This is a genomic window from Affinundibacterium baiyunense (assembly GCF_018139645.1).
GTDB lineage: Bacteria > Pseudomonadota > Gammaproteobacteria > Burkholderiales > Burkholderiaceae_D > Undibacterium > Undibacterium baiyunense.
The window spans coordinates 49,055-71,832 of the sequence record NZ_JAGSPM010000007.1; the positions used below are offsets into that span (position 1 = coordinate 49,055).

Below are 22,778 nucleotides of genomic sequence, written 5' to 3' on the forward strand. Positions count from 1 at the left end.
CTACTCAGTTGTTAGCTTGATTATGCACGTAACGCGGAAGACTTTGTCTTCCGCTCAAAGAGTTCGCGGGGTTTAAGAATGACATCAGGTTCTTCTAAAACGTTGGATTCAGGACAAGAGCAATTTGATATTGCTCCTTTGTCTTGGGTTATGACGGAATTAAGGGAAGCACTTTCCAGTGCAGGTAAGTTGTTGAGTGGTGCGCTTAATCAGGAGTCTGATGCGCAATCGACCGCTTTATTGCAGGCGAAAAGCTATTTACATCAGGCGCATGGCGCTTTACAAATTGTTGAAGTTGAAGGCGTTTCAATTGTCACAGAGACAGTTGAAGAGCTGATTGAACGTATGCAAGCGGGCAAGTTAGAAGTATCTGACACCGCTGTTCAATACATGACCGAAGCATTTTATGCAGTGCTTAGATATCTTGAAGATCTGTTGGCTGGAAATCCTCAGCAGCCAGTACGTTTGTTTCCAGAGTATCGCGCCTTGCTGGAATTAAAGGGGGCAGAGCGCATCCATCCCGCGGATTTGTTCTTTCCTTCTTTGTCCGTTCAGGAAAAAATTCCTGAGATGACGCTCTCAGGCAAGGTATCGGAAATTAATTACGGCGCAATTCGTTTGCGTTTTGAGAAGTTGCTGCTGACGGTGTTGACCAGCAAAAATCCCGAAGCAAAGTTGGAAGCATCGAATCAAATGAGTTTGTTGATTCGTGAGATTGAACAAGCGCAAACGACTTCGCAATCAAAAGCATTTTGGTTAGTGATGCGCGCTTTTGCTGAATCTACCGCATCGATTGATGCCAAAGATGAGCGTCATATCAAGCAAATTTGGGGGCGAATTAATCTACAGATTCGTCGTTTGGTTGAGGGTAATAGTAGTATCCCTGAGCGATTGCTTCGAGATGCTTTGTTTTTTATTGCGCAAGTTCGTGAGCCTTCCGCTTTTGTTACTCAAATTCGTAAAGCGTATCAGTTGGATCACCATGTACCAACGGATTACGACCAAAAACGATATGGATTAATCTCTCCCGATGTATTGGCAAGTGCAAAAGAACTTTTAGCTAATATCAAAAATTTGTGGGGACGTATCTCAAATGGAGATATGTCTTTGTCCGAAAAATTCTTTCAAAAGATGAAGGAGTTGGCGGATCTCGGCGTTAACCTGCAAACGCCACCATTAACAAAGCTATTAAAAGAATTAAATGGTATCGCTAGCCATGCTGTGCGCGCGCAAGACAAAGAACGTATGGGTTTGGAATTGGCCACATGCTTACTTTTCTTGGAAAACTCTTTAGAGCAAATTACGCATTTACCAGCGAATTTTTCTGCTCGCGCAGATGAAATTTCTGGTCGCTTATTGTCTGTCGTTAGCGGTGAGATTCCAGACGCGCAAGTGACTTGGATTGGCGAAATTTCTCGCGAAGCGCAACAGCGTCAAACCATGGGCGTGTTGGTCAATGAAATGCAGTCTAGCTTGAAGCAAGCAGAAAAAGCATTAGATGAGCATTTCCGAGATGTTTCTAATACGGCGATTTTGGCTCCCGTTGATGGTATTTTGGCGCAATTAGGCGGTGCTTTAGCCATCTTGGATCAGGATGATGCATTAGCTGCAGTCAATCATACCCGTGGTTTAGTGAACTCTTTTGCGAATGGTAATAGTGATTTAGCGCCTACCGATTTAGATACGTTACACCAAAAGGTTGCACAAAATGTCGGTGCTTTATCATTCTTCATTGAGACTTTGCAGAATCAGCCTGAATTGGCGAAGAAACGCTTTGTTTTTGATTCCGCAACTGGCTCATTTCAATCGAAGCTATTAGAAAAAGCGCCAGAGAAAGAGCTATTGCCATCGATTGAGCTGGAGGCGAATCCGCAGGCGACGCAAGCAACTGCGGAACAAGATTTGATTCAGCAACAAAAGGAATCTGAACGTTTATTAGCTTCCTTAGTTGAAGCGCCAGAAGATTCTGATTTGCAAGCGAAATTAAAAGATTCACTTGATCATGAGCGCTCGTATGCAGCCTTGTTAGATGATAGTGAGGCGAGTGCGCGTGCAAAGACCGCGATTGACCTACTTGCTCAAGCGGACTTAAGTCAAGCTGCTGCGCTCGACGAAATCGTCGCCGCAACTTCTCATGTAGAAGTTGCTCCCGCTATCGAATTGAGTCAAGAACTTCCGGAAACAGAAGCCGAAATTGATGCCGAGCTGTTAGAAATCTTCTTAATGGAAGCAGACGAAGTGCTTGGCGCAGTTCGTGAGAACATTCCACTTTCAAGACACGATACTAGCAATCAAGAGTACTTAATTCGTCTACGCCGCTCTTTCCACACCTTAAAAGGTAGTGGGCGTATGGTGGGTTTGATGGTGTTCGGTGAAGGCGCTTGGAACATAGAACAAGTCATGAATTTGTGGCTGTCCGAATCGCGTGCGGGTACAGAAGCCTTGTACCAGTTGCTTGAGTACGCGACAGAACAAATGGATGCTTGGGTTGAGGAGTTGAAAACTAAAGGCAGCTCGAGTCGAAATTCTGACTTAATTATTGCAGCCGCTCTGCGTGTCAAAGAAGGTTTGGATTTCAGTATTGATGCTGTTGCACCGGTGATTGAATCCCCTGTGCAAGAGGAGTCTGCACTGGTTGAGGCGAACGCTGAAGTAATCAATGCAGTTGCATTGGAATTGCCTGCAGTTGAAGAAGCGGAAATTCAGATTCCCGAACATCACATACCAGAATCAGAATTGCTTGTGGCTGTCTCTGAAGAGCTAGATGCGCTTGAACCAGCCTCTGAAGTCACGTTACCAGCTTTGGATTTGTCGAATGATATTCTTAAACTTGAAGAAAAGTCTAAGCATGTTTTGAGTGACGACACATCAGACTTGCTCGAGCCAATTAGCGCTCTCGAACAAGCTGGGGCGCAAGAGCTTGAATCAATTTCTTTGGCGACTCCAGATGAAATTCATGACGAAATTCAAGTCGACGCTCAAGACACTACTCAGGACGAAACTCAAGATTTGAATGAGCCACCAATTGAGTACTTTGAGCAAAAAATAAATCCAGACTTGGCGCCTGAAGTGGGAATGAGGGAATCAGATTCACAGCAAGTGACTGATGGCGTGATTGAGCTTGAAGAGGATCTTCAAGCGTCTTCCGAGCCAGAATCCACTTCGGAGGTTGAATCCAATATTGCGCGTCAACAGACGGCGCAGATTATCGAGTTCCCTGACTTCTCGATGCCAATCGCCAACGAAGCTGACAACACGAAGCGAATTGGTGAAATTGAAATTAGTCTGCCATTGCATACGATTTATATGGCGGAGACTGATGAAATTGTGCGCTTCCTCGCGCAAGATTTTGCAGAATGGCGCCATGAGCCAACACGCCCAGTTTCTCGTCATGCGGTTCATGCGGCGCATTCATTAGCTGGTAGTTCCGCGACGGTTGGTTTGTTCGCTGTGCAAGAATTAGCGCACAGTTTAGAGAATGTCTTGCAACGATTAGAGCGTCATCCTGTCAATTTGGAGTCCAATGAGTTTGATTTGTTGGATCATTCTGTTGATTGTGTAAAAGGGATGCTGCAGAAGTTCGCTTTGTCGGAAATGGCAGAGCGTGCTCCGCAAGAGAACCTACAATTGGCACAGTTGTTAGAACAAGTGATTGCGCGATCAAAAGTTGGTGATGATGGCGAGTTCATTACATCGACAAATGAGCGCCTTGATCCGGTTCTACTCGATTCTCAGCCGGAACTAGAACACGTATCGGAAACGGTTTCAGAACAAATCGCAGAGCAAAATTCCGAGCAAAGTTTGGAGCAAACATCCTTAATTCAAGACGCAATTGAGCAAGATGCGCTTTTGCTTGCAATAGAAACGGATGAGATTGATTCAGCATCAGAGTTACTATCATCAGAGCCAGTAGAAAATATTGAAGAACTCAGTATTTCGCCGATCGAGTTTACCGATGAAGAGCCTGTCGCTATAGCTGCTTCTGTACAAGAAGACAGTTTGCCAGTATTGGAAGAGCATGCTGTTCAGCTAGAAAATGATGTAAAAGCTGAAGCAGAGCTTGAAGCAAAAGTAGAGACAGAAGTAGAGGTAGAAGTTCAAGCAGAGCCAGCCTTAATGGAAGAAGCATCTGTGACTGCGGCAGAAGTGCCTGAGCTTGCACCTGTTTCTGAAGAGTTCCTTGCTGAAGACAACACTGAAGAGCCTGTGCTGATCACGCCGACAGCAGTTCCAGCTTATGTAGAACAAGAAGCGGCAATTGATCGCGCAAGTTCAGAAATTGAACTCAAAATTAGCGATGAGATTGATCACGATTTACTTCCAGTGTTCTTGGAAGAAGGTAATGATCTGTTGCCGATGATCGGTCAGTTATTGCGTTCATGGCAGCAAAGTCCGGATGATGATGCAATTCCTCAATCCATTTTGCGTTTGATGCATACGGTAAAAGGTAGTGCGCGGATGGCTGGTGCAATGCAACTAGGTCAGCATACGCATGACATGGAAACGCGCATCGAAAACTTGATGCACACCGGTAGCACGATTCGTCAACCATTGTTGGAAGATTTGTTGTCTCGTCACGATTATGCGATGCACTTATTTGAGCGATTGCAAAATCCTGATTTGGCAATACAAGCGATGCCGGAAGCTGACTTGCATAATTTGTCAGCAACCGAAGAATTAAATCAATTTGAACTTGCAGAACCAAGTGCTTCAGCACAAGATTCTGAGCCCGTAGTAGCAGTATCTAATGAAGATACGAGCGTGCTGACGCAAGCATCGAATCAAACATCGTCTGATGTTGAGTCAACCGTCGGTCAAGTGATCGACGCGCAAGCGCCAATCGCCCAATCGTCAGCTGTCGAGGCTGTAGCAACGACAAAACCAGCAATTGTTTCTCGCGCATTACGACAAGCAATGCCGCAAACGCCGACGGCAGTTGGCGCGGCGAGCAACGCTCCAGTTCCCTTGGTACGTGTACGTGCCGATATTTTGGATCGCTTGGTGAATCAGGCCGGTGAAGTTTCTATTTCACGTTCCAAATTGGAAAATGAAGTTGATACTCTAAAAGCTTCTTTATCCGAGTTGACCGAAAACGTCAGTCGTTTGCGTGATCAATTGCGTGAAGTGGAAATTCAAGCGGAGACGCAAATTACTTCACGTATGGCATTCTCAGGCGATCGTGAATTCGATCCTTTGGAGTTTGACCGCTTTACACGCTTGCAAGAATTAACGCGGATGATGGCTGAGAGCGTTAGCGACGTTGCTACTGTACAAACTGCGTTAAACCGTACGATCGAAGGCGCAACTATCGATTTGAATGCGCAAGCGCGATTAACGCGTGAGTTACAGCAAGATTTGATGCGCGTCCGCATGATTCCATTCTCCAGTGTGTCAGAACGCTTGTACCGAATTGCGCGTCAGACCGCGAAGGAAATGGACAAACGCGTCAATTTGGATATTCGCGGTACTTCTGTTGAAATTGACCGCAGCGTTTTGGAAAAAATGGTTGCGCCATTTGAACACATGTTACGTAATGCGATTGTGCATGGTATCGAAGCACGTCAAGACCGTATCGCACGTGGTAAGAGTGAAGTTGGTGAATTATTGATTGAAATTCGTCAGGAAGGTAACGAGGTTGTTATTCACTTCACCGACGATGGCCAAGGTTTAAATATCAGTCGAATTCGTGAGAAAGCGAAAAATGTTGGTCTGTTGACAGACGAAAATTATGTCAATGAATCGGATGTCGTCAATTTGATTTTCGAGCCAGGCTTCTCGACTGCAAGTGAAGTCACTGAATTAGCTGGACGTGGCGTTGGTATGGACGTTGTGCGTTCTGAGGCGGCTTCCCTAGGTGGTCGTGTCTCGGTCAGCACTGTTGAAGGGCAGGGAGCACATTTCACGATTCACTTGCCATTGACGTTGGCGGTCACGCAAGTAGTTATTTTGAATGCAGGTGGAAAAACATTTGCGGTGCCGTCAGTGTTGGTTGAACAGGTTCAGCAATTGAAGTCTGCTGCACTGGCAAGCGCTTACAACGATGGTGCAATTGTGTGGCAGGGTAATCGCGTGCCTTTACATTACTTACCAAGTATGTTGGGCGAACGTGATGCGACGCCAGACACTCAACAGTACACCCCGATTTTGATTATGAAGAGCGACAATGAACGTGTTGCGATTCACGTTGATCAAATTATAGGTAACCGCGAGGTGGTGGTGAAGAACGTTGGGCCGCAATTAGCGCGTATGATCGGTATCGCCGGTGCGACAGTGCTTGGTTCAGGTAATATCGTTTTGATTTTAAATCCAGTTCCATTGGCGCAGAAGATCGAACATGAACGTGCTAAATTACCAGACGCGCACATCGATAGCGCCAACCCAGAGATGGGTGCCGTGGCGGAAATGGTGGAGACGCAAGCGACACCAGCAAACGTCGAACCAGTGCAAGGTTTGCGTACCCATCATATCGTGATGGTGGTGGACGATTCTTTAACCGTGCGTCGTGTCACGCAACGTTTGTTGGTGCGTGAAGGTTATCAAGTCGTGTTGGCGAAAGACGGTATTGATGCACTCGAACAGTTGCAATCAATCACGCCAGATGTGATGTTGGTTGATATTGAAATGCCACGTATGGATGGTTTCGATTTAACGCGCAACGTACGCAGCGATTCAAGAACTCATCATATTCCTATTATCATGATTACTTCGCGTACGGCTGATAAACATCGCAACTATGCGGCTGAATTGGGTGTTAATGAGTACTTTGGTAAACCTTATCGCGAGGATGATTTGTTGGCAGCGATTAGTGGATTTGTGAATAAGCAAACGGAGTTAGTCAGCTGATAGCAGATGTAATAAGTTAAATTACGTTTTAGTTTGATACTTAGAAAAACGCCTCGAAATTTTCGAGGCGTTTTTTATGGTTTGATTAACTTACTTTTTTCACGACGCTGTATCGCTCTAATGTTCGCAGGCGGGCAACATCGTGTGCGACGATTGGATGAGGATAATCGACACCTAACTGGATATTTGCAGCACGCAATTCGATAGGACTAGTATTCCAAGGAGCATGAATTTGTTTTGCATTGAGTTTGGCGAGTTGCGGTAAATAGCGACGTATGAATTTACCCTCTGCGTCGAATTTTTCGGATTGTGTAATCGGATTGAAGATCCGAAAATAAGGTTGAGCGTCACAACCGGTAGAGGCGGCCCATTGCCAACCGCCATTATTTGCAGATAAGTCGAAATCGTTTAAATGCAAAGCAAAATAAGCTTCTCCCCAACGCCAGTCGATGCCAAGATCTTTGACTAAAAAACTGGCTACGACCATACGCAAGCGATTGTGCATGTAGCCAGTTTGATTCAGCTGTAGCATTGCGGCATCGACTAAGGGATAACCCGTTTTACCTTCACACCACGCTTCAAATAAGCGCTTCGCTTCGCTTCCGCTTTCCCATTGAATCGCATCGTATTCTGGCTTGTATGAATTTCCGACTACGCGTGGATTGTGATACAAAATCATAAAATAGAAGTCGCGCCAAATCAGTTCTGATAGCCAAACGCTAGCACCATCGTTGCCGCTCGCCGTTCGAATGTGCCGCATTGCTTGGCTTACTAAATATCGGATTGAAACCGTACCGAAACGTAAATGTACCGATAGATAAGATGGACCTTTAATCGCTGGAAAGTCTCGCGCAAGACCATAGCGATCGATACGAGTCAGGAAGTCATCAAGCAATGCCGCACCTGCGCACATACCACCTTGTAATTTCAATGCATCTTGATCGAGTTCCTCAAACCCTAATTCAGCTAAGCTGGGAAAGGGGGACTCTACATGTTCTGCAAAGTTGTTGACGTATCTTGCGACGGGATAAGATTGGAAATAGAAGTCAGCTCCATCTTCGGTTTCTGAGGCTAATTTTTTTAGCCAAGCATTTTTATAGGGTGTGAATACAGAAAATGGTTTGCCAGCCAGACTCAGAACTTCATCTTGTTCAAAAATAACTTGGTCTTTGTAGTCGATGAAGTCGCACTGGAATTGACTTAATTGCTGACGAACTTGCTGATCGCGCGCGATGGCAGTCGGTTCATAATCACGATTCGCAAAAACAGCATTGACAGCTAACTTCGCCGCTAAACGCGGAATCTCAAGTGCTGGATCGCCATGTAAAGTGATCAGATGCGCACCAATTCTTTTCAATTCGTCTCGTAGCTCTTGTACGCTTTGGTGAATAAATTGAACACGGCGATCTTGTTTTGGTAAAGCTTGCAATATTGTTGTATCAAAAATAAATACGCAATAGCAAGATCTCGACTGTTTTAATGCCTGATATAAGGCGGCATTATCAAAATGCCTTAAGTCTCGACGAAACCAGAATAAGCTTTTTGTATAAGTCATATTTTCAAATAGCCAATGATTTGTTTTTTTATGGGAAAGAGAAGCGGCACTGTTAGTCTAGCCCGTGACCATAGCACAGATCATAAAAGCACACTAAAACTGATAAAATATAGGGATGAAGAAGCGAACACAAATAAATTCCCCTAAAGAAGAATTTGATGACGAGGAAATTGAACTCCTCGTACATGATTTCTCTGATACTTTAGAAAAAGCAATTCAACGAAAGATGAACTCGTCTGACGCAGTCGTGAATGAGCAAGCACTGAATCTGAGTAACCATTTTTTGATCGCTATGCCTGGTATGGCCGATCCCATTTTTGGTGGCACCGTGATTTACATGTGCGAACACAATTCACGCGGTGCGATGGGGATGGTGATTAATCGTCCAACTGATATGACGATTGCCGAGCTGTTTGATCGTATTGATCTGCAATTAGAAATTATTCCGAACTCCCATCCATTGGGACAACGCCCCGTTTTATTTGGTGGACCGGTTCAAAGTGACCGGGGATTTGTGCTGCATGCGAACGTTGGTAAGTTTTCTTCATCATTAAAAGTGAGTGATGAAATTTCATTTACCACTTCGCGCGATATCTTGGAATCGCTCGCCGCTGGTGAGGCTCCGCAACGACTTTTGCTAAGTATTGGCTATGCTGGTTGGGATGCGGGGCAATTAGAAAAAGAAATTCTGGCCAATGGATGGTTAACCGTACCGGCGGATTTAAGCGTGATGTTTGATACGCCAGTGGAAGAACGTTTTGATGCTGCGATGAAGTTGTTGGGCTTTGATCCTTTGATGTTAGCTGCCGAAGCGGGGCATGCTTGATGGCGACTGTCGATAACGCCAATGTCAGTGGAACAATTTTAGCCTTCGATTTTGGCCTAAAGCGGATCGGTGTCGCCGTTGGCAATACCTTGATGTGTCAAGCGCAAGCTTTAACGATTATTCAAGCACCGAGTAATGACGGTAAATTCGCGGCGATCGCGAGCTTAATTCAAGAGTGGCAGCCGGTATTGTGTGTAGTTGGCTTACCGATGCACCAAGATGGCACCGCACATGAAATGACGACGCGTTGTCAACGTTTTGCTAATCAACTGCATGGGCGTTACGGTGTTCAGGTCGTGTTGGTTGATGAGCGCTATTCGTCAGCGGTGTTTCACGCTAAGCAGGGCGAACGAATCGATGATCAAGCGGCTGCCGTCATTTTGCAACAATATTTTGATCAAACATAACTTGAAGACTAAAGATGAAAAATCCACAGTTAAATAAGAACGGCGAACTACAGCACTTGTTGGGTATCGACGGTTTGCCGAAAAAAATCATTACTCAAATTTTGGATACGGCTTCATCTTTCGTCAGTATTGGTGAACGCGAGCTTAAAAAAGTACCTTTGATGCACGGTAAAAGTGTGTTCAATTTATTTTTTGAAAATTCGACGCGAACCAGAACAACGTTTGAAATTGCGGCGAAGCGATTGTCTGCTGATGTGATTAATCTCAATATTGCAGCTTCTAGTGCCAGCAAGGGAGAATCCTTACTCGATACGATTGATAATCTGGCCGCTATGCATGCCGATATGTTTGTGGTTCGCCACGCGACATCGGGCGCGCCATTTTTGATCGCACAACATTTGAACGATACAAAACAACATCATGTCCACGTGGTGAATGCAGGTGATGGTCGTCATGAGCATCCAACGCAAGGTTTGTTGGATATGTACACGATTCGTCACTACAAGAAAGACTTTAGTAATTTGACGGTAGCAATTGTCGGTGACGTTTTACATAGCCGAGTGGCGCGTTCTGATATCCATGCGTTGACGACCTTGGGCGCTGCCGAAGTGCGTGTAATTGGTCCGCGCACTTTGTTGCCGGGTGGCTTAGAACAAATGGGTGTGCGTGTGTTCACCGACATGAATCAGGGCTTGAAGGGAGTGGATGTCGTGATTATGTTGCGACTCCAAAATGAGCGTATGAATGGTGCATTATTGCCCTCGACTCAAGAGTATTTCAAACAGTATGGATTAACGCCAGAACGCTTGGCATTGGCGAAGTCAGATGCGATTGTGATGCATCCGGGTCCGATGAATCGCGGCGTGGAAATTGATTCTGCAGTAGCAGATGGTCCGCAGGCCGTTATTCTGTCGCAAGTGACTTTTGGCATTGCGGTGAGGATGGCGGTGATGAGTATTGTTTCTGGCAGCAATACCTAAGTCAGTCTTCCCAGTAGATCAAGAAAAAACGAACAGCAAGATAAGACGAGAATTTTCGGAAAGAAGCTAAATGAATCTTCATATTAAAAATGGCCGAGTGATCGATCCTGCAAGTGGCATGGACGCAGTGAAAGATCTGTTCATCGATGCTGGAAAAGTTGTCGGAATTGGCGATGCGCCAGCAGCATTTGTTGCGACACAAACGATTGATGCGAGTGGGTTAGTGGTTATACCTGGCTTGGTTGATTTAAGCGCACGTTTGCGCGAACCTGGCTTTGAATACAAGGCAACCTTGGAATCCGAGTTGCAAGCAGCAATGCGTGGTGGTGTGACGAGTTTGGTATGTCCTCCAGATACAGATCCGGTACTCGATGAGGCTGGCTTGGTTGAAATGTTAAAGCAAAGAGCCAAGATGCAGCATAAAGCAAATGTGTATCCTTTGGGCGCTTTGACGGTTGGATTGCAAGGGCAAAACTTGACTGAAATGGCTGCCTTGACCGCAGCTGGGTGTGTGGGCTTTTCGCAAGCGGAAGAACCCATCGTCGATACTAATGTGCTGCAACGCGCTTTATCTTATGCCGCAACATTCGGCTATACCGTTTGGTTGCGCCCGCAAGATGCCTTTGTTGGTAAAGGTGGCGTGGCACATAGTGGTCCGCTAGCATCGCGTTTGGGTTTGTCTGGCGTACCCGTGATGGCGGAAACGATTGCAATGCATACCTTGTTTGAGTTGATGCGTGCGACAGGCGCAAAAGTACATCTATGTCGTGTATCTTCTGCGGCCGGTTTAGAACTGATTCGTCAAGCGAAAAAAGAAGGACTCGTCTTAACTTGTGATGTTGGTATTCACCATGTACATTTAACCGATAACGATATCGGCTATTTTGATTCTAATGCTCGTCTAACGCCGCCGCTTCGCAGTCAGCGCGATCGCGATGCGATTTTGTTAGGATTGGCAGATGGCACAATTGACGCTATTTGTTCAGATCATACGCCGGTCGATGATGATGAAAAGGCTTTGCCATTTGCTGAAGCTTCTGCGGGTGCAACTGGTTTGGAATTGTTATTGTCGTTGGCAGTCAAGTGGGCCGATGATAGTCGCGGGGCGATTAGCTTAAAGCAGGCAATCGCAAAAATTACACATGATCCAGCGGCATTAGTTGGTTTGGTTGGTGGCCAAATTAAATTGGGAGCGGCGGCTGATCTCTGCCTTTTTGACCCGAATGCGCGATGGGCGGTACGTGCTGACGCGCTGGTTAGTCAAGGCAAACATACGCCTTTCTTGGGATATGAATTGCCTGCTGTCGTCAAAGCGACGATTGTGCATGGTCGAATTGCGTACAACTCTCTTTAATTGTGTTTCAAGAAAATCCCACAAGTTGCGAGACTTGCGGGATTTTTTGTTGATGGTCTTCCTTATTTCATTGGTTTGGTGATGCATGCCTAAATTGCGATTTATCCGTGTACTTTTGCATGTGTTCGTGGGCGTATTAACGTGCGCCTTGATTTTTCCTTTTGTTGCGGCAGTTAAACGCGAGGCTTTAGTTAAGCGCTGGTCGTTGCAGTTGCTTACTTTGTGTAAGGTGAAAGTGCGTTTGCTTGATCAAAGTGGTGGCCAGATTCCCGATCACGCGTTGATTATTGCGAATCATGTGTCATGGCTGGATATTTTTGTGATTAATTCGTGGCAGGCTTGTCACTTTGTTGCGAAGGCGGATATTCGTACTTGGCCGATTGCGGGTTGGCTCAGTGCGCAAGCGGGTACAATTTTTTTAGCGCGTGGAAAACAAAGAGAAGTTCGACGCATCTATGAGGGATTGGTGCATCAACTGCGCGACAATAAACGAATTGCATTCTTCCCCGAGGGAACAACTGGCGCGCAAGGTGGTGTATTGCCGTTTCATGCCAATTTATTTGAAGCAGCGATCGAAGCAGAAGTACCTGTTTTACCGTTCGCATTGCGCTACGTGGATGCACAAGGGCAGCTGCATCCAGCTGCGGATTTTATTGGTGAGATGACGTTTGCAGAGAGTATGAAATTGATTTTGCAGTCGGATGTGATGACAGCAGAATTGATACAACTGCCAATGATTCCCACCAAGGGAGCACATCGTCGAGAAGTCGCACAAGTTTCTCGAGAATTGGTGGCGAAAGCTCTGGGCGTATCGTTGTAAGATTCTTGGCTTTTGTCAACTCCGTTGGGCATTGAAGTCAGAACGGTGATTGATGTTGCGGACTGTTTACCTGCAATACAAGTCGGTCTTCTAAACGGACCGCCGTCAATTGTCCGCCCCATACGCATCCAGTATCGAGACTAATTAAGTTGTCACGCTGAATTAATCCGAGTGTTGACCAATGTCCAAAGACGACAGTGCAATCTTGTGTGGCGCGCTGCGCAAGATCGAACCACGGTGTCAGGTTTTGCGGTGCATTCTCAGCACCTTCTTTCACATCAAAATCCATACTGCCATCCGCGTGACAAAAGCGCATGCGGGTTAAGCCATTGATGATGCAGCGCAGGCGATCTGCTCCTTGCAATTGGTCGTGCCAAAGCTTTGGTGTATTGCCGTACATACTACTTAGCAAGTGAAGGTAATGCTCGCCGCGTAATTGTGTTTCGACCTCAAGTGCCAATGCGAGGGTCTGAGATTTTGTCCAATTAACGAACACGCCCGCGTGCACTAATAGGTGTTGATCAACATCGATGGCGAGCGGTCGATGGCGCAACCAGTCTAATAATTCCTTGCAATCATTTGCTGCAAGGAGTTCGTCTAAGGTATCGCTACGATGTGAGGGACGAACTTGATTCGCAAGTGCCAGCAAATGTAAATCATGGTTGCCCAGCACACTATCAGCGCGAGATCCTAAATTCTTAATTAGACGTAGCGTCTGTAATGATTTTGGTCCTCGGTTAACAAGATCCCCAGCAAATAGTAAACGTGCTTGATGATCGACTGCATCGATTAGCCGAATCAATTCGACTAATTGATCGTAGCAACCTTGGACATCGCCAATGACGAACGTGCTATGCATGAGAGCTATTGCGCAGCGCCGAGACGTTTCGCTTCTGCTCTGCTAATCAGTGCTTGTTGTTTCTCTTCCTCTTTCATGCTGTTTGTCATCATGGTTGGCCAGCCTATCAAATGCTGCTCGGTGATTTCTGCTAAAGCGCGCAAGCCATCTGGGGACTCATTTAAGCATGGGATGTAATGAAAGCTTTGTCCGCCCGCAGTTAAAAACGCTTGACGCACTTCCATCGCAATTTCTTCCAAAGTTTCTAAGCAGTCAGCCAAAAATCCTGGGCATACTACATCGATACGTTTTACACCTTGCTTTGCTAGTGCTTGCACAGTTGGCTCTGTATAGGGCTGTAGCCATTCGGCGCGACCTAAGCGAGATTGAAAAGTGACCACATAATCTTCTTTGCTTAGCCCCAATTGTTCTGCCAGTAGACGTGCGGTTTTATAGCATTCGCAATGGTAAGGGTCGCCGCGCATCAAAAAGGCTTTGGGTAAGCCGTGAAAACTCATAACCAGTTTTTCTGGTTTGCCATTTTGCTCCCATGATTGCAGGATTTTATTTTTTAAGGCGAGGATGTAACTTGGATGATCGTGATAGTGCTTAATAAAACGTAGCTCAGGTACGTTGCGCGTTTGTTGATAATGCTGGGCGACCGCATCAAAATTTGATGCAGTAGTTGTCGCTGAATACTGCGGGTAAGCAGGAAGGATCAAAATGCGATCATAGCCTTCGGTTTTTAGTTGATTCAAAACGTCGGGAATCGAAGGGGAACCGTATCGCATTGCATGCACCACATTCACTTCGTGTCCGCGCTCACCCAAATAACCTTTCAATAGCATCGCTTGTTTGCGGGTGTGAACTAATAAGGGCGAGCCTTCGTTGGTCCAAATAGTCGCATATTTCTCCGCTGATTTTTTTGAGCGGAAAGGCAGAATAATTAAATGCAAAATCATCCACCAAATTGCGCGTGGGATCTCTACCACGCGTTGATCCCATAAAAATTGTTTGAGATAGCGCTTTACCGCGCTTGGTGTTGGTGCATCGGGTGTGCCGAGGTTGATCAGCACGACTGCGGTTTTCACTAATTTACCGTGAGAATAATCAGGTTCTTTAAGAAATGCCATTCTGTACTTTCTATCTTGTAGCTGCGTTATTTTTATGAAGCGAGTAACTCGCGTGCATGTTTGCGGGTAGTCGCGGTAATTTCCACACCGCCCAACATTCTTGCGATTTCTTCGACTCTTTGCTTATTATCAAGCGCCGTAATTTGGGAAAAGGTTTGATTATTTTCCTGTGTTTTACTCACTTCAAAATGTTGATTAGCTTGGCTTGCAACCTGCGGCAGATGCGTTACACATAACACTTGTCTATCTTGCCCAAGTCGCTTCAATAAACGTCCTACTACTTCAGCAACCGCGCCGCCTATGCCGCTATCAACTTCATCAAAGATCAGCGTTGGCGTTGCTGTGGCACAGGAAGTAATCACCGAAATGGCTAAAGAGATGCGCGCCAGCTCACCCCCTGAGGCGACTTTGGCCAGTGGACGTAACTGCACGCCAGCGTGTCCGGCAACCATAAATTCGATTGTTTCTAATCCCGTCGAGCTTGGTTCACAATCGACTAACTGAATTGCAAACCGACCTCCTGCCATGCTCAAGTCCTGCATCGCTGCGCTTACGGCCTGTCCTAATTCTAGCGCTAATGCTTGGCGCTTTTTGCTCAATGTTTGCGCTTCGTTGAAATAAGCTTGGTAGGCTAACTCTTCTTGTTTTCTTAAGGACGCGATATCGGACGCGCCTGACAATTGTTGAAGTTGTTGTTGCAAACTGGCGAGTTCGCCAATCAATCCCTCTGGTTCGACATGGAAGCGGCGCGCAGTGCTGTGTAGGGTTTCAACCCGATGTTCTACTTGCTTTAATCTCGCAGGATCAAGTTCAACCCGACCAAGATAGTCGTTTAGTGCATAAGCACATTCTTGTAAATTAATTCTGGCGGATTCAAGTGATTCAATAATTGGCGTTAGTTTGCTATCAAACTCGACCAGTTTATTGAGTTTTTGTAGGGTCGAAGAAACTTGTGACAATATTGGGTGATCGGATTCGGCAATGATATCAGCAGCTTCTTGCGCGCCTTCCAATAAACTGGCGGCGTGCGCTAAACGGCTATGTTCTTGGTTGATTTCTTCCCACTCGCCTTGTTTGAGCTGTAGCTTGTCTAGTTCTCCAACTTGCCATTCTAGGCGCTGACGTTCCTGCAAAATATTTTTTGCATTTTGCTCAAATTCTTCTCTTTGTTTTGCTAGGTTGCGCCAATGTTTGAAGCGCTGAGCAATTTCGTTTGTGAGCGATTGCAGACCGCCTTGCATATCGAGAAGTTGGCGTTGTGCTTCGGCTTTTAATAGAGATTGATGTGCATGTTGACCGTGAATATCAACCAGCAATTCACCAAGTTCTCGCAGTTGTGCTGCAGTTGCGTTGATGCCGTTGATGTAGGCTTTTGAACGACCTGCATTATCAATCACTCGACGAATCAATAGCTGCTCGTCATCTGCATAGAAATCGTGCTCTTTCAACCAATCAACAGTGACGGCATTGCAGGAAAATTCTGCACAAATATCTGCTTTTTGCGCACCTTCTCTAACCATGCTGGCATCACCTCGACCACCTAAAGTGAGCGCCAGTGCATCAATCAAAATTGATTTGCCAGCACCGGTTTCGCCAGTAAAGACGGTAAAGCCAGCAGAAAATTCAAGTTCAATCGCATCAACGATAACAAAGTCACGAATAGCAAGCGTACGAAGCATAGGATCAAATCGAAGTATTGGTGAATAAGCGAAATTATTTAAAGTGAGTGTATCAACTTGTGGGTATATTTTACCGTAGTGCTAGGTACTGGGTGTGATAAAACACTGTATTTATTTACAGTTCTTTGCGGGACAAGATTTTGCGACGCTGAATTAATTCAGCGCGCCTTCGACGGAAGGGTATTCGTTCCAGTGCAGTTTTTCGCGCAAGGTGTGGTAGTAGTTCCAGTCCTCTGGATGCCAGAAAGTAATATGATGTGTCGAACGTTTGATGATGATCTTATCTTTGTGATTGAGATTGGCAAAGGATTGCATATCGAAATTCACACTAGCATCGCGCCCAGCAACGATTTCAACACTGATCACGCTTGTGTCTGGTAAGACAATAGGGCGATTCGATAGCGCATGTGGCGCAATCGGAACCATTGCAATTCCACCTAAACTAGGATGTAGCAACGGACCGCCAGCGGATAAAGCATAAGCAGTTGAACCTGTTGGGGTTGATACGATTAAGCCATCAGACCGTTGGTTGTACATGAAATGCTGATCGACTTCGACCCGCAATTCAATCATGCCAGAGCCTGCACCGCGCGATAGTACGATGTCATTGAACGCGACGCCGCTGAATATTTGCTCGCCGTCTCTCACTACGATCGCTTCCAGCATACGACGTTCTTCCGCGATATGCTTGCCACTTAAAATGTGCGCAACCACAGAAATCATTTGATCACGTGGGATATCCGTGATGAACCCTAAACGACCTTGGTTGATTCCAATTAAGGGAACATCGTATGGCGCTAATTGCCGTGCAATTCCTAGCATGGTTCCGTCACCACCGAGTACGATCGCGACATCAGCACTTCGACCGATATCGGCAACCGATAAGGCTGGGAAATCATTTAAAGCGAGATTTTGTGCTGAGTCGGTATCGAAAACAACCACATGCCCAGCATCGGCAAGAGAGTTTGCTAACTCATTTAACGATTCTCCCATACCAAGCGCATTGTACTTACCGATCAAAGCTATGGTTTTAGATATCGTTGTCATAGAGTAGGAACAAAGTTTAAATAATTCTTAAGATTACACTATTCTCAGCGACTTCTCTGCCAAATCTCAGCCACTTTGCGGAAATTGTTGGTGAATATATATGTTCTGTTGCTTGGTTTGAGCTCTTCTATTTTATTTTTGATGAAACTTACCAAATTACTGGTCGCGTTGCTTTTGGTGCTGATTCAAGCATTCTTTGTCTCTGGCGTATCTTATTAGGTACGTAAGTCGAGAAAATAATAATACTCGCTGTTTTTTTGATAGCCCAATGCGGTGTAGAGGCTTTGGCCTTGATAATTGTCGTGCGCTGTTTCAAGGAACAAGCCTTTGGCTTTAGTACCGATGGCAAATTCTCGCGCTCTATCCATTAATTGTTTGGCGATCCCTTGTCTTCTGGCTGATTGGTGGACATATAAGTCATTCAGTATCCAAAGGCGTTGTGCTGAGACCGAAGAATAGCTGGGGTACATTTGTACAAAACCCAAAGTTTGTCCAGATGTATCGCTCGCGAAGAATAGTATGGACTCCTGATTTTTCAGTCGCTCGAATAGAAATCGACGCGCGAGATCAAGGTCACTCTGTTGCTGGTAAAACACGCGATAAGCGTCAAATACAGGAGCAATTCGTTCTACATCGTTGGCATTGGCTTGTTGGATAAGAATAGTCATAAATGGCGGGGAGTTAAATTGGGCAAGAGTCGTGAGTTTGGATTGATATTGTATGTGAACTGATTTCAATCGCATTGAAGCATTTTTATCAATTCAAATCATATCAAGTCAGATTGAATCAAACTAGCTTGCATTGAGCCGCATAGACAGCAGCGCTTCGGTTACACTCGCTTGTTTTGATGCATGAACTTACGGTTTTCTTTTAGGCGATTTAAATGACGATAAAGGCACTTATTTTTGACTTAGATGATACTTTGTGGCCCGTCGCGCCGGTGATTCAGCAAGCCGAGGCAAGCTTGCATGATTGGATCGCCGCGCAATTGCCAAGCTTGACGACACGTTATTCAATTGAAGCGTTAAGAGAAAAAAGACAAGTTTTGCAAAAGACTGAGCATCGTTTTTCTTACGATTTATGGGCTTTGCGACATACGCTGCTAAAACAAGTATTTGCCGAATTCGATGCGCATCCAGAGTTGGTGGATCAGGCGATGCAGGTGTTTGCTGAGGCGCGGAATCGCGTTACGTTTTATGAGGATGTGATGCCAGCTCTTGGAATTTTAAAACAACGCTTCATTTTAGGATCAATCTCTAACGGATTTGCTGATCTTGAGTCTATAGGTTTAGATACGCATTTCTCTGTGTCGTTAGCAGCGCATACATTTGGCTGTGCCAAGCCAGATCCACGAATTTTTTTAGCAATGCTAGAAAAATTACAGTTAAAGCCAGCAGAAGTGATGTACTTGGGCGACGATCTTCGCTTGGATGTAGTCGGTGCGCAGCAAGTTGGTATGCTGGCGACATGGATAAATCGAAAGGGTGTTAATTTGGCAGAGACTGAGCATGCGCACATTAAACCGGATTTGATCGTGCGCGATATGCAAGAATTATTGCGAGAACTCAAGTTAATTACGCATTGACTGTTGGAGGTTTGCAAAAAATGATCCGTTTGTGTGGCCTCTAGCCTAAAATAAAACTATGCAACTAGATACTCGCGCTCAAACCTTATTAAAAGCCCTAGTGGAACGGTACATCGCAGATGGTCAACCGGTAGGCTCACGTGAACTTTCCAAAATATCGGGCTTGGAATTGTCTCCAGCAACGATACGTAATGTCATGTCAGATTTAGAGGACATGGGATTTGTCACGAGTCCGCATACTTCATCGGGCAGGATTCCAACGCCACGTGGTTATCGCATTTTTGTTGATCAATTACTCACTGTCCAAGAGCTTGATGAAACTGTTTTGGAGAGTGCATTGGGCGCTCGTATGCCATCGTCAATTATTGCTGGTTCGCCACAAAAAATGATTGCCAATGCTGCGCAAGTGCTCTCGTCCTTATCTCAGTTTGCCGGCGTCGTGATGACAGCGAGGCAAGAGTCAGTGTTTAAGCAAGTTGAATTTTTACGATTATCAGAAAAACGCATATTGTTGGTGGTGGTTACTCCCAACGACGAAGTGCATAATCGTTTATTGTTGACCGATGTTGACTATACGCCAACCCAATTGATACAAGCGGCAAATTATTTAAATCAAAATTTTGGCGGGCAAAGTTTTGATCAGGCGCGGGTCAACATTAAGCGCGAATTACGTGAGTTACAAGGCGATATGAATCGTCTAATGCATGCTGCATTGCAAGCAGGCAGTGAGGCAATGGCAGAAAATACCGAAGATATGGTGATCTCAGGCGAGCGTAATTTGCTTAATGTCAGAGATTTGTCGTCGAATATGAGTTCTTTGCGACGTCTTTTTGATTTGTTTGAGCAAAAGAGTGGATTGATGCAGTTGTTGGATGTATCGAGTAATGCGTCTGGCGTTCGAATATTTATTGGTGGCGAATCGCAGTTAGTGCCGATGGAAGAAATGAGCGTCGTTACTGCGCCGTATGAAGTCAATGGTAAAATCGTCGGCACTCTCGGGGTGATAGGCCCGACGCGGATGGCATATGAACGAGTAATTCCAATTGTTGATATTACTGCTAAACTTTTATCAAATGCGCTGAATCATTAATCTTCTAATGACGACTAATTGGGGTATTTAATTTGGGGCAGCTACTGTAAGGTATTGGCGACGATGAGTTAGTGAGTTGAGAGCTTCGACACACTTGGATTAAACATAAATCTTGTATAAAAATGGCTGACAATAAAGACATATCTGTGCTGATCGTTGATGATAATGACATGACACGAGAAACTTTGCGTGTGATTTTGCGTCACGATGGATATAACGTCATCGGCGAGGCTTTGGATGGAGATGCTGCGTTGGAAATGGCAACCAGATTGAAGCCCGACATCATTTTGCTAGATGTAGTGATGCCCAAAGTGAGTGGTATCGAAGCATTAAAGAGCATCAGAATGGTGATGCAAGATGTGTTTGTATTAATGGTGACGGCAAGTACAGATCAAGAAGTTGTATCTGAAGCAGTAAAAAGTGGCATTAGTGGCTATATTATTAAGCCATTTAATGCAAAAAAAGTGCTCGATACAGTGGGAAATGTCGTTGGTAAAGTGCGAGCTAATCGTAAGCAAAAGCCAGCCCAGACTTGAGTGCGGTTGAGGTAGAGGAAAAAATTCTCTAAAGATTGAAGATATTGTCGAGTAAATAGTAAAAAACCAATAAAAAACAAAAAGCGGGATTTTTCCCGCTTTTGTCTTTTCTGGATGCGTACAAGTTATTTCTTGTTAGCGCAATCTTTTTTGGTGCAATTTCCATACAAAGCTAGTGAGTGCTCAGCAATGGCAAAACCACGCTCCTCAGCGATAGCATGTTGACGTTTTTCAATTTGATCATCAAAAAATTCTTCGACGCGACCACAATCTAAACAAACGAGGTGGTCGTGATGCGAACCTTCATTCAGTTCAAAAATGGCTTTGCCCGATTCAAAGTGATTGCGATGCAATAAACCTGCTTGTTCAAATTGCGTTAGCACACGATAGACTGTCGCCAAACCGACATCCATGTTTTCTGTCAATAAGATCTTATACACATCTTCCGCAGTTAAGTGGCGTACTGTGCTACTTTGAAAGATTTCCAAGATTTTTAAACGTGGCAGAGTCGCTTTTAAACCGCTCGCTTTTAGGTCAGGCGTGTTATTTGTCATGTTTTCATTCAAAAGAAGGCTAAGTGCTTTATGATATCGGGTTTTGGAGCTGCGTAAGAAATTTCTGCTATCTTATCTGAAGTTTCCCAGTTCGACATTCTTGCTTGAAAAATTGAGGTAGTTTATGCAATTCACCCGTTTTACAAAGATCTCTCATCGATTTGCTTTAGTTGGCATGGCGTCCTTGTGTGTCGTGCTGTCTGGTTGTGCGACAAAGAAAGCAGAAATTGCAGAAGCAGATGCAAATGCAGTCAAGGGAACACAAATCGTTAAACCAACTGGTGTCGAAAAGCTGTTTGGTTTTATTTCGCCTTACCGAATTTCGATTCAACAAGGTAATTTCGTGTCGCAAGAAATGGTGTCTCAGTTGAAAGAAGGCATGACACGTGAGCAAGTGCGTTTCTTATTGGGTACTGCTTTATTAACCGATATGTTTCATGAAGATCGTTGGGATTATCCATTCCGTATGTTGAAACCGAATGGTGAAGTGATCTCTAGTCGTTTGGCGATTTTCTTCAAAGACAATACGGTAGCGCGTTTTGAAGGTGGTAATTTACCGACCGAAAAAGAATATCTCGCGCACATTACGAGTTCGGCAATTACATCACGTAATGAATCGATGCCTACCGAAGAAGCGCCGAAGAAAAAATAAGCGAACAAATAAGCTAATAAATAAGCCAAGAATTCACCGAGTAAAATTATGTCTAGTATGAAAATCGCTGTGGCTGGTGCATCTGGCCGCATGGGTAAAATGTTGATCGAAACAATCGTCGCCGCCGATGATGCGCAACTTGCTGGTGCGCTAGATATTCCGCAGTCTGCATTTCTGGGTATAGATGCTGGATTGGCGCTAGGTAAAACGACAGGTATTCAAATTGAATCTGACTTAGCAAAAGGCTTAGCGGATGCGGAGTTTTTGATTGACTTTACGCGTCCTGAAGGCACTTTAGAGCATTTGAAATACTGCGCCGAGCATGGAATCAAAATGATCATCGGTACCACGGGATTTGATGATGCTGGCAAAGCTGCAATCGCTGAAGCAGCAAAGAAGACCGCTATTATGTTTTCACCCAATATGAGCGTTGGTGTTAATGTGACGATGAAGTTATTAGAAATGGCTGCTAAGAGTTTTTCGCACGGTTACGATATCGAAATTATTGAAGCCCATCATCGCCACAAAATTGATGCTCCGTCCGGTACGGCACTAAAAATGGGCGAAGTTATTGCCGACACTTTAGGACGTGATTTGAAAGAAGTTGGTGTATTTTCGCGTGAAGGTGTGACAGGTGAGCGTGATCCATCATCGATAGGATTTGCGACGGTACGTGGTGGTGATATTGTTGGTGATCACACTGTATTGTTCGCAGGAATTGGTGAGCGAGTCGAGATTACGCATAAGTCGTCTAGCCGTGTGACCTACGCGCATGGCAGCTTACGTGCAGCACGTTTCCTCGCGGATAAGCAAACCGGTTTGTTTGATATGTACGATGTACTTGGTTTGAACTGAATTTAATACGGAAGTTGAGATTCG

Annotated in this window: 18 protein-coding genes; 11 read left to right on the forward strand and 7 right to left on the reverse strand. The window is 45.1% G+C overall.

The features are described from left to right. Positions 1-78: 78 nt before the first annotated feature. Complete coding sequence (locus tag KDM92_RS12155; protein ID WP_230408333.1) at positions 79-6,843, forward strand: hybrid sensor histidine kinase/response regulator; 6,765 nt, start codon at positions 79-81, stop codon at positions 6,841-6,843. 85 nt (positions 6,844-6,928) lie between these two features. Here the strand turns inward: KDM92_RS12155 and KDM92_RS12160 are convergent, their stop codons facing one another. Beyond that, positions 6,929-8,398 carry a cryptochrome/photolyase family protein gene (locus tag KDM92_RS12160; RefSeq protein WP_212684737.1) on the reverse strand — a complete coding sequence of 490 codons (1,470 nt, stop codon included), beginning with the start codon at positions 8,396-8,398 and terminating at the stop codon, positions 6,929-6,931. 226 nt (positions 8,399-8,624) lie between these two features. Between KDM92_RS12160 and KDM92_RS12165 the strand changes: the two genes are divergently transcribed. The 5 genes from KDM92_RS12165 (at position 8,625) to KDM92_RS12185 (ending at position 12,785) form a co-directional block, all read left to right on the forward strand. Then, the gene (locus KDM92_RS12165) at positions 8,625-9,224 is read left to right on the forward strand and encodes a YqgE/AlgH family protein (RefSeq protein WP_212684936.1); all 600 of its coding nucleotides are present in this window, start codon (positions 8,625-8,627) and stop codon (positions 9,222-9,224) included. After that, positions 9,224-9,631: a Holliday junction resolvase RuvX gene (ruvX, locus tag KDM92_RS12170; protein WP_212684739.1), complete on the forward strand. Its 408-nt coding sequence runs from the start codon at positions 9,224-9,226 to the stop codon at positions 9,629-9,631. Before KDM92_RS12165 ends, ruvX begins: the two co-directional genes overlap by 1 nt. 14 nt (positions 9,632-9,645) lie before the next feature. Beyond that, positions 9,646-10,611, forward strand: a complete 966-nt coding sequence (locus tag KDM92_RS12175) for an aspartate carbamoyltransferase catalytic subunit (RefSeq protein WP_212684740.1) — start codon at positions 9,646-9,648, stop codon at positions 10,609-10,611. 70 nt (positions 10,612-10,681) lie between these two features. After that, positions 10,682-11,965, forward strand: a complete 1,284-nt coding sequence (locus KDM92_RS12180) for a dihydroorotase (RefSeq protein WP_212684741.1) — start codon at positions 10,682-10,684, stop codon at positions 11,963-11,965. Between the two features lie 85 nt (positions 11,966-12,050). Continuing rightward, positions 12,051-12,785, forward strand: a complete 735-nt coding sequence (locus KDM92_RS12185) for a lysophospholipid acyltransferase family protein (protein WP_212684742.1) — start codon at positions 12,051-12,053, stop codon at positions 12,783-12,785. Between the two features lie 37 nt (positions 12,786-12,822). On the opposite strand, the gene KDM92_RS12190 is transcribed toward KDM92_RS12185, so the two are convergent. The 5 genes from KDM92_RS12190 to KDM92_RS12210 all read right to left on the reverse strand — a co-directional run bounded on the left by KDM92_RS12190 (position 12,823) and on the right by KDM92_RS12210 (position 18,150). Further along, complete coding sequence (locus KDM92_RS12190) at positions 12,823-13,644, reverse strand: symmetrical bis(5'-nucleosyl)-tetraphosphatase (protein ID WP_212684743.1); 822 nt, start codon at positions 13,642-13,644, stop codon at positions 12,823-12,825. Positions 13,645-13,649: 5 nt separating this feature from the next. Then, positions 13,650-14,756 carry a ferrochelatase gene (gene hemH, locus KDM92_RS12195; RefSeq protein WP_212684744.1) on the reverse strand — a complete coding sequence of 369 codons (1,107 nt, stop codon included), beginning with the start codon at positions 14,754-14,756 and terminating at the stop codon, positions 13,650-13,652. A 32-nt stretch (positions 14,757-14,788) separates the two neighbouring features. Then, positions 14,789-16,435: a DNA repair protein RecN gene (gene recN / locus KDM92_RS12200; protein WP_212684746.1), complete on the reverse strand. Its 1,647-nt coding sequence runs from the start codon at positions 16,433-16,435 to the stop codon at positions 14,789-14,791. 153 nt (positions 16,436-16,588) lie between these two features. Further along, the gene (locus KDM92_RS12205; RefSeq protein WP_212684748.1) at positions 16,589-17,482 is read right to left on the reverse strand and encodes an NAD kinase; all 894 of its coding nucleotides are present in this window, start codon (positions 17,480-17,482) and stop codon (positions 16,589-16,591) included. 215 nt (positions 17,483-17,697) lie between these two features. Next, positions 17,698-18,150, reverse strand: coding sequence for a GNAT family N-acetyltransferase (locus KDM92_RS12210; protein WP_212684750.1), 453 nt, complete (start codon positions 18,148-18,150; stop codon positions 17,698-17,700). 215 nt (positions 18,151-18,365) lie between these two features. Here KDM92_RS12210 and KDM92_RS12215 point away from each other — a divergent pair, with 215 nt between their 5' ends. The 3 genes from KDM92_RS12215 to KDM92_RS12225 all read left to right on the forward strand — a co-directional run bounded on the left by KDM92_RS12215 (position 18,366) and on the right by KDM92_RS12225 (position 20,693). After that, a complete protein-coding gene (locus KDM92_RS12215; RefSeq protein WP_212684751.1) occupies positions 18,366-19,067 on the forward strand; it encodes an HAD family hydrolase in 702 nt (233 codons plus the stop codon). 58 nt (positions 19,068-19,125) lie between these two features. Next, positions 19,126-20,157, forward strand: coding sequence for a heat-inducible transcriptional repressor HrcA (hrcA, locus tag KDM92_RS12220; protein ID WP_212684752.1), 1,032 nt, complete (start codon positions 19,126-19,128; stop codon positions 20,155-20,157). A 122-nt stretch (positions 20,158-20,279) separates the two neighbouring features. Next, positions 20,280-20,693, forward strand: a complete 414-nt coding sequence (locus KDM92_RS12225) for a response regulator (RefSeq protein ID WP_268973182.1) — start codon at positions 20,280-20,282, stop codon at positions 20,691-20,693. 125 nt (positions 20,694-20,818) lie between these two features. Here KDM92_RS12225 and fur read toward each other — a convergent pair whose 3' ends face one another. After that, on the reverse strand, positions 20,819-21,247 hold the full coding sequence (gene fur / locus KDM92_RS12230; RefSeq protein WP_189344627.1) for a ferric iron uptake transcriptional regulator: 429 nt from the start codon (positions 21,245-21,247) through the stop codon (positions 20,819-20,821). A gap of 124 nt (positions 21,248-21,371) precedes the next feature. Between fur and KDM92_RS12235 the strand changes: the two genes are divergently transcribed. Then, the gene (locus tag KDM92_RS12235) at positions 21,372-21,899 is read left to right on the forward strand and encodes an outer membrane protein assembly factor BamE (RefSeq protein WP_189344626.1); all 528 of its coding nucleotides are present in this window, start codon (positions 21,372-21,374) and stop codon (positions 21,897-21,899) included. Between the two features lie 48 nt (positions 21,900-21,947). After that, positions 21,948-22,754, forward strand: a complete 807-nt coding sequence (gene dapB / locus KDM92_RS12240; RefSeq protein WP_212684753.1) for a 4-hydroxy-tetrahydrodipicolinate reductase — start codon at positions 21,948-21,950, stop codon at positions 22,752-22,754. Positions 22,755-22,778: the final 24 nt, after the last annotated feature.

Excerpts from the sequence above, each read along its gene's own strand:
- KDM92_RS12155 (WP_230408333.1), top strand. The coding sequence starts at position 79 with ATGACATCAGGTTCTTCTAAAACGTTGGATTCAGGACAAGAGCAATTT.
- KDM92_RS12160 (WP_212684737.1), bottom strand. The coding sequence starts at position 8,398 with ATGACTTATACAAAAAGCTTATTCTGGTTTCGTCGAGACTTAAGGCAT.
- KDM92_RS12165 (WP_212684936.1), top strand. The coding sequence starts at position 8,625 with ATGAACTCGTCTGACGCAGTCGTGAATGAGCAAGCACTGAATCTGAGT.
- ruvX (WP_212684739.1), top strand. The coding sequence starts at position 9,224 with ATGGCGACTGTCGATAACGCCAATGTCAGTGGAACAATTTTAGCCTTC.
- KDM92_RS12175 (WP_212684740.1), top strand. The coding sequence starts at position 9,646 with ATGAAAAATCCACAGTTAAATAAGAACGGCGAACTACAGCACTTGTTG.
- KDM92_RS12180 (WP_212684741.1), top strand. The coding sequence starts at position 10,682 with ATGAATCTTCATATTAAAAATGGCCGAGTGATCGATCCTGCAAGTGGC.
- KDM92_RS12185 (WP_212684742.1), top strand. The coding sequence starts at position 12,051 with ATGCCTAAATTGCGATTTATCCGTGTACTTTTGCATGTGTTCGTGGGC.
- KDM92_RS12190 (WP_212684743.1), bottom strand. The coding sequence starts at position 13,644 with ATGCATAGCACGTTCGTCATTGGCGATGTCCAAGGTTGCTACGATCAA.
- hemH (WP_212684744.1), bottom strand. The coding sequence starts at position 14,756 with ATGGCATTTCTTAAAGAACCTGATTATTCTCACGGTAAATTAGTGAAA.
- recN (WP_212684746.1), bottom strand. The coding sequence starts at position 16,435 with ATGCTTCGTACGCTTGCTATTCGTGACTTTGTTATCGTTGATGCGATT.
- KDM92_RS12205 (WP_212684748.1), bottom strand. The coding sequence starts at position 17,482 with ATGACAACGATATCTAAAACCATAGCTTTGATCGGTAAGTACAATGCG.
- KDM92_RS12210 (WP_212684750.1), bottom strand. The coding sequence starts at position 18,150 with ATGACTATTCTTATCCAACAAGCCAATGCCAACGATGTAGAACGAATT.
- KDM92_RS12215 (WP_212684751.1), top strand. The coding sequence starts at position 18,366 with ATGACGATAAAGGCACTTATTTTTGACTTAGATGATACTTTGTGGCCC.
- hrcA (WP_212684752.1), top strand. The coding sequence starts at position 19,126 with ATGCAACTAGATACTCGCGCTCAAACCTTATTAAAAGCCCTAGTGGAA.
- KDM92_RS12225 (WP_268973182.1), top strand. The coding sequence starts at position 20,280 with ATGGCTGACAATAAAGACATATCTGTGCTGATCGTTGATGATAATGAC.
- fur (WP_189344627.1), bottom strand. The coding sequence starts at position 21,247 with ATGACAAATAACACGCCTGACCTAAAAGCGAGCGGTTTAAAAGCGACT.
- KDM92_RS12235 (WP_189344626.1), top strand. The coding sequence starts at position 21,372 with ATGCAATTCACCCGTTTTACAAAGATCTCTCATCGATTTGCTTTAGTT.
- dapB (WP_212684753.1), top strand. The coding sequence starts at position 21,948 with ATGTCTAGTATGAAAATCGCTGTGGCTGGTGCATCTGGCCGCATGGGT.